The sequence below is a fragment of the Mesorhizobium sp. M7A.F.Ca.CA.002.15.2.1 genome, assembly GCF_003998715.1.
Taxonomy (GTDB): Bacteria; Pseudomonadota; Alphaproteobacteria; order Rhizobiales; family Rhizobiaceae; genus Mesorhizobium; species Mesorhizobium ciceri.
Window position 1 is genome coordinate 1 of sequence record NZ_RZPI01000438.1, and the last position, 4,864, is coordinate 4,864.

Annotated in this window: 5 protein-coding genes; 1 reads left to right on the forward strand and 4 read right to left on the reverse strand. The window is 63.9% G+C overall.

The window, feature by feature from the left end:
* Positions 1 to 828, reverse strand: an 828-nt coding sequence (locus ENZ74_RS22000) for an isopenicillin N synthase family oxygenase (RefSeq protein WP_164761129.1), incomplete at its 3' end; no start/stop codon positions are given.
* A 316-nt stretch (positions 829 to 1,144) separates the two neighbouring features.
* On the reverse strand, positions 1,145 to 2,329 hold the full coding sequence (uxuA, locus tag ENZ74_RS22005; RefSeq protein WP_063170107.1) for a mannonate dehydratase: 1,185 nt from the start codon (positions 2,327 to 2,329) through the stop codon (positions 1,145 to 1,147).
* Between the two features lie 99 nt (positions 2,330 to 2,428).
* Here uxuA and ENZ74_RS22010 point away from each other — a divergent pair, with 99 nt between their 5' ends.
* The gene (locus ENZ74_RS22010) at positions 2,429 to 3,214 is read left to right on the forward strand and encodes an SDR family oxidoreductase (RefSeq protein WP_063170106.1); all 786 of its coding nucleotides are present in this window, start codon (positions 2,429 to 2,431) and stop codon (positions 3,212 to 3,214) included.
* A gap of 107 nt (positions 3,215 to 3,321) precedes the next feature.
* On the opposite strand, the gene ENZ74_RS22015 is transcribed toward ENZ74_RS22010, so the two are convergent.
* Both ENZ74_RS22015 and ENZ74_RS22020 read right to left on the reverse strand, forming a co-directional pair.
* Positions 3,322 to 4,128, reverse strand: a complete 807-nt coding sequence (locus ENZ74_RS22015; protein WP_024502294.1) for an SDR family NAD(P)-dependent oxidoreductase — start codon at positions 4,126 to 4,128, stop codon at positions 3,322 to 3,324.
* Positions 4,125 to 4,864: NAD(P)-dependent oxidoreductase (locus ENZ74_RS22020; protein WP_164761130.1), on the reverse strand; the 740-nt coding region annotated here is incomplete at its 5' end. The genes ENZ74_RS22020 and ENZ74_RS22015, both read right to left, overlap by 4 nt.

Sequence of the window (4,864 nt, forward strand, 5' to 3'; positions counted from 1 at the left end):
CAGCCGCGCACTGAAGAAGAAGGGAACGGAGATCCGCTCGACGCCGGCAGGCGGCGTCACGACGCGGTGAACGGTGGCACGCAAATACCCATTCGATGCCAGTTCGAGCAGTTCGCCAATGTTGACGACCAGCGTTCCAGGGAGCGGATCCACATTCACCCAGCTTCCGTCATATTCGACCTGCAGGCCCTTGTTGTCGTCCTGCAGCAGCAGGGTGAGGAAACCGCCATCCTTGTGCGCGCCGACGCCCTGGTCGCCTTCGGTCGCGTCACGGCCGGGATAACGGACGATCTTCATGCGATGGTTGGGCGAGTCCCGATAGATCGCGTCGAAGGCGTCCTCGGGCTGATCGAGCGATAGTGCGAAGGCTTTCAGCAGCCGAATGGCCACCGCGGTCGCCTTGGCCTGCCATGCAAGCAGTGCCGGCTTGAGCTCCGGCAGTGCAGACGGCCACTGGTTCGGCCCCTGCAGCCGTGTCCACGGTGCAATTCCAGGTCCCTGCGCTATGGGCTGGCGCTCGACGCCGATGTCGAGTTGCTCACGCCAGTCGGCCGCGCCCTTGGTCAGTTCGCCGCCGGCGCGGGTGTAGCCGCGAAACTGCTGGGATTTGACCATTTCGATGGCCAGCTTGTCGGCCTCCGGCAACGCGAAGAACCGTCGCGAGGCATCGAGCACGTCGTCGATCTCCGGGGCGGAAATTCCGTGGCCGCTGAGATAGAAGAAGCCAACGTCCCGGGCTGCCGTACGCAGGTCCAGGAGAAAGGTACGATACTCGGACGCACCTTGTTCGAGGCGGCTCAGGTCAAGCACCGGCACAATTCTGGGCATGTTCAGCTTCCTTCTTTTCTCTGCCCTGGCTTAGGAGAAGTAGAAGCGACCACCGGCAAGAGCTTCGAGCATGAATGCATCTCAAAGTGACACGCAAGGCGTGCCGATCAAAGCAACAGGAAGTCCAATCCGGGCCGGATGGAAGAACGTCAGCGCTGCATATTATGACCTGTCGGCAAATAATTTCCCGACAAGTGCTTTACCCGCCATGCCTCTCGTGGACCGCACTTTCCAGTGCGACAGCGTATAAGTCGCAGCGGAAGCGCAATCGCGCGTGATCGTCTGTAAATCCCGCCAGCCGACCGGCAAGACGGCTTCAAGCCAGCTCGAACCGCTCGATGGCGCGCATGATGCCGCGCAGCTCGGCGAGGCCCTTCAGCCGGCCGATCAGCGAATAGCCGGGGTTGATCCTGGTCTTGCCGATGTCGTCGGCAAGCAGATGGCCATGGTCTGGTCGCATCGGAATGCGCCAGTCGGCACGGCCTTCCCTGCGACGGCGCGCCTCTTCCTGCATCAGAGCGAGGATAACATGCGCCATGTCGGTGCCGCCTTCGAGATGCTCGGCTTCGTAGAACGAGCCGTCATCCTCGATGGTGATGTTGCGGAGGTGGACAAAGTGGATGCGGTCGGCGAATTCCTTGACCATGGCGACGATGTCATTGTCGGCGCGCGTGCCATAAGAGCCGGTGCAGAACGTCAGGCCGTTGGCGGGGCTGTCGACGGCGTTAAGGATGAAACGCGCATCCTCGGCTGTCGAAACGATGCGTGGCAAGCCATAGAGCGAGAAGGGCGGGTCGTCGGGATGGATGCACATGCGCACCCCCTCCTCTTCGGCCACCGGAATGATCTCGCGCAGGAACCAGGCAAGGTTTTGGCGCAGCTCCTTTGGTCCGATCGCATCGTAGTCCGCCAGGGCCTCGCGAAAACTGTCCCTGTCATAGCTGCGCTCGGTCGCCGGCAGGCCGGCGATCAGGTTGCGTTCGATCCTGTCGATCGCTTCGCTGCTCAATTCCTTCAGCCGCGCTTCCGCTTCGGCGATACGGGCAGCGGTATAGCCGGCTTCGGCATTGACGCGCTTCAGCACGAACAGGTCGTAGGCTGCGAAATCGATGGCGTCGAAACGCAGCGCATAGCCCGTCGTCGGCAGCCGATAGGCGAGATCCGTGCGGGTCCAGTCGACCACCGGCATGAAATTGTAGCAGACCGTCGCAATGCCGGCCTTGGCGAGCGCGCGGATTGAGTCGCGATAGTAGCCGGCGTAGCGCTCGCGTTCCGGCGCGCCGACCTTGAAGGAGTTGTGGACCGGAATGCTCTCGACCACCGACCATGTCAGGCCGGCGGCCTCGATGACACGCTTGCGCTCCAGAATGCTCTCGAGCGGCCAGGCGCGCCCGTCATAGATATCGTGCAAGGCGCTCACCACGCCGGTCGCACCGGCCTGCCTGACATGATCGAGCGTTACCGGGTCGTTTGGTCCATACCAGCGCCAGCACTGTTCCATTGCCGCTTCCTTCTGCGAGAGGATGGCAACCTATTGTTGGACCACAATGGGTGTCAAACTAGGAACCGGTTTCGGACAGCGAATGAAGGAGTTTTCCCAATGAAGGATTTCGACGGCAAGGTTGCCTTGGTGACGGGGACGACCGGGATTGGCCTCGCAACCGCCAGACGCCTCGCTGCAGGGGGCGCTGCGATCATCGCCTGCGGCATCGACCGCGCGGCCAACGCTCTACTGAAAGCGGAGCTGGAAAGCTCCGCAGCCGGGGCGCTGGTCATAGGCGCCGACGTCTCCGTGCCCGATCAGGTTCGCGACGCGGTCGCGGCCGGCGTGGAGCGGTTCGGCGGCCTCGATATCGTCGTCAATTCGGCGGCGGTGCATCCGTACGGAACCGCCGTCAGCACCGATTTCGAGACCTGGAACAAGGCGATGGCGGTCAATGTCGGGTCGATCTATCTGACCGCGCATTTCGGCATCCCGGAAATGGTCCGCAGGGGCGGCGGCGCCATCGTCAACGTCGCTTCGGTGCAGGGCTTTGCCTGCCAGCAAAACGTCGCCGCCTATGCCACCACCAAGGGCGCCATCCACACGCTGACGCGTGCCCTGGCCCTGGACCATGCGCGCTCCGGCATCCGCGTCAATTCCGTCAGCCCCGGCTCGATCCGCACCCCGATCCTGGAGAAGGCCGCCCGCGGCGAGAACGGCACGGACGCCGATGTCGAGGCCGCCTACAAGCGCTTCGGCGAAGCGCACCCCATCGGGCGCATCGGCGAGCCGGAGGAGGTGGCCGAACTTATCGCTTTCCTGTGTTCGTCGAAGGCCGGCTTCTGCACTGGCGCGGACTACAAGATCGATGGCGGCCTGACCGCCGGCATCGGCGTGAAGTAGATCGCGAATGGGGCCTGGCCTTTAGCGGGAGCGGCCGGCATCCGACAATTGGTTTGCCGAATTCTTGCAGATCAATGCTCAAGCAAATCGAGCAGCGAAATTGAGCTTTAGCGAAATTTCGGAAACGCACCGCCATCAGGGGCGTTGGCCCAGCTCTGCAAGGTCTGGCCGCCGTCGATCAGCCAATCCACGCCCGTGACGTGCCTCGCCTCGTCCGAGGCCAGGAAAGCCACGGCGGCCGCGACATCGTCCGGCTGGCCGATGCGGCGCAATGGAATGCGGTCGGCGAAATGCTGGACGCTGCTCTTGAATTCGCCGTCACCGGAAGCCGGCACGCCAAGCGTCGTCTCGATCACGCCGGGGCAAATGGCATTGACGCGTATGCCGTAGGGCGCAGCATCGAGCGCCGCAACCCGCGTCAGGCCGACCACGCCGTGTTTGGAAGCGACATAGCCGGCACCGCCCGAAAGGACGTCCCAACCGGCCATGGATGAGCCCATGTTGACGATCGAGCCACCGGTCCCCGCCTTGATCATCGCCCGAAGCGATGCCTGCAGGACGAGGAAGATACCGCGCAGATTGATACGGATGGTCGTATCCCAGTCCTCGACCGGCAGGTCGTGAACGGGAGCGACGACGCCGGAAATGCCGGCATTGTTGAACACCACGTCGAGGCCGCCGAACGTCTCGACGGTCGCCTCGACGGCGCGCCGCACATCCGCTTCATCGGTGACGTCGGCTTCGATGGCAATGGCGTTTTCACCCAGTGAGCGAGCCAGTTGCTGCGCCGCCGCGCCATTGCGATCGACAATGGCGACGCGCGCGCCTTCGTCAAGGAAACGCCGCACCGCCGCGCCGCCGATCGCGCCGGCGCCGCCAGTGACAAGGATCTTCTTCTGGTCGAATCGTTTCATCCCCCGGTCTCCGGCTTTGGATAGGAACGCCATGAATATTGTGGTTCGAAGCCGATCGTTTCGCGCGCATGGACCGTGTCGAGCACGGCGCCAAAGCCGGCGATCGGCCGCGATAGAGCGACATCGGGATAGACCCGGCGCACGAGCGCTTCGGTTTCCTCTTCCATGAAGGTGTCGGCGGCGCTGAGCAGGACGCGCAGATGGCCGTCGCCTTGCCATTCAAGCGCCCGCAGGAAGCCCTGCCCGGCGTCGCGCGCGTCGAGATAGGCCCACAGGTCGCGGGCACTGTCGGCCGTGGCGCGGCGCGGCCCGACGCCCTCGAAAAATGAACCCGGCGTCTGGATCCACGGCATGCGGATACTGACCGCCGAAAAGGCGCCGCGGCGCACCGCCGCGTCGACGATTTCCTCGCCCAGCCATTTCGACAGGCCGTACGGGTCCTGCGCGCCGACCGGGTGGTCCAGGTCGACCGGCAGATAGGGCGGTCGCACAGGTTTTTCGAAAAAGGGATAGCCGAAGACGCTGAAGGATGAGGCATAGATGAAGCGCCTGGCGCCGGCCATGGCGGCTGCCTCGACCACATTGTAGGCGGTCGCGATGTTGGTCTTGAACACCTCGCCGCCGGCCCGGCCGGTCGGCCGCGGAATGGCCGCGACATGCACAACGGCATCGCAATCGCGCACCAGCTGCAGTGTCGATCCCAGATCGGTCAAATCGGCGGTTGCGTGGCGCCCTG

What these genes read in the sequence shown, in the direction of transcription:
- ENZ74_RS22015 (WP_024502294.1), bottom strand. Translation starts at nt 4,128, where the DNA reads ATGAAACGATTCGACCAGAAGAAGATCCTTGTCACTGGCGGCGCCGGC.
- ENZ74_RS22010 (WP_063170106.1), top strand. Translation starts at nt 2,429, where the DNA reads ATGAAGGATTTCGACGGCAAGGTTGCCTTGGTGACGGGGACGACCGGG.
- uxuA (WP_063170107.1), bottom strand. Translation starts at nt 2,329, where the DNA reads ATGGAACAGTGCTGGCGCTGGTATGGACCAAACGACCCGGTAACGCTC.